General features: G+C 47.2%; 1 protein-coding gene. It reads right to left on the bottom strand.

Features of this window, described 5'->3' with window-relative positions:
- Positions 1–826, bottom strand: an 826-nt coding sequence (locus PG728_RS09300; protein WP_270627275.1) for a thrombospondin type 3 repeat-containing protein, incomplete at both ends; no start/stop codon positions are given.

Below are 826 nucleotides of genomic sequence, written 5' to 3'. Positions count from 1 at the left end.
CAGCAGGAGTACCAGCACACTTATCAGCAGCATCCGCGACACCATCACCATCAGAATCCTTACCAGGATCAGTAATAGTAGCAGTCGTATTCACCGGGATACTACCAGCAGGATTACTAGTATCATCACCATCTTTCGGATCATAATTCACGCTAACAGTAACCGCTTTGTCCTTAACTTCCTCACTAGGAGTACCACTAACAACACAAGCCTTCTTCTCCGGCGAGTATTTAACACTCAAACCAGCAGGCAAAGAATCAGAACTACAAGTAACAGCAGCCATACCCGGATTATTAACCGGAACCACCACTACCTCGCTAATCTCCTTACCCTTCTGCCCAGTAATAGCAACCGGAGTACCAACCGTCGGCTTCACCGCACAACCATTACCATCAACCTTCGCACCCGCAGGAGTACCAGCACACTTATCCTTAGAATCAGCAACCCCATCATTATCGCCATCAACTTCAGCGCTAATAGTTGCTTTAGCAGTACCAGTAACATCTCCACCGTCATGCTGCGCAGTCTTATCAACAGGCTCATAACTGACTTTAACAGTTACCGCTTTATCCTTGGCTTCCTCACTAGGAATACCAGAAATCACGCAACCGTCTTTTTGCTCATTCAAAGCAATAGTCAAACCAGCCGGCAAACCATCAGCCTTACAAGCAGTCAGCTTAGCTTTACCAGGATTATCAACCGGAACATTCACCGGAGTAATTTCCTTGTTTACCTGACCAGTAATATCCGAAACCTTACCCACAGAAGGCGCAACCGAGCAGCCGTCGTTGTCTACCTTTGCGCCTTTAGGAGTACCAGGACACTT

The organism is Varibaculum timonense (assembly GCF_027694345.1).
GTDB classification, from domain to species: Bacteria; Actinomycetota; Actinomycetes; order Actinomycetales; family Actinomycetaceae; genus Varibaculum; species Varibaculum timonense_A.
Note: the sequence above shows the minus strand (reverse complement) of the source record. Positions and strands in the feature narration are given on the sequence as shown.